The 453-nt window shown below is 47.5% G+C and carries 1 protein-coding gene; it reads right to left on the bottom strand.

The window, feature by feature from the left end; genetic code table 11:
- Positions 1-89: 89 nt before the first annotated feature.
- Positions 90-453: hypothetical protein (locus ACK8OT_RS19290; protein ID WP_410198136.1), on the bottom strand; the 364-nt coding region annotated here is incomplete at its 5' end.

The raw sequence follows: 453 nt of genomic DNA, 5'->3' as shown, positions 1-453 counted from the left end.
GGTGGGGCGGCAACGAGCGGATCGGTTCAGATTCGTCAACGTTGAAACGCTCGGTGACCTTAGGCTTTGAAAATAGCCCTTTGATGGTTTTAATCATATTGTTCTGCTTCTTGTTTGGTGCCGCTCTTTGTATCAAAATTGCGGCCGTAGATCAGGCCGCGAGTTAATTCAAACTCGTAATACAATACAACGGGAAAGCCGGCGGGGTTTTGGTAAGCGATGACGCCAACAAAATCGTCATAACCCGGTGAATTATTAAAATGCAGTTGTTCCGTGAGGGCATGGTTGTTAATGCCTTTATTCTCACGGCGAAACACTATTTTTTTATGGATTCTTTGGTCATGCGCATAAGGGGGGAGTGGGTCCAGCGGCTGCGAGCCGTCTTTGCTCAGCGCCCATATACACAGGCCGATAAAGGCAGCGCCAAGGGCAAGGTGTTTTTTATTGTATTTT

The sequence above is a fragment of the Motilimonas thetidivivens genome (assembly GCF_046452435.1).
Taxonomy (GTDB): Bacteria; Pseudomonadota; Gammaproteobacteria; order Enterobacterales; family CBDFNC01; genus Motilimonas.
Note: the sequence above shows the minus strand (reverse complement) of the source record. Positions and strands in the feature narration are given on the sequence as shown.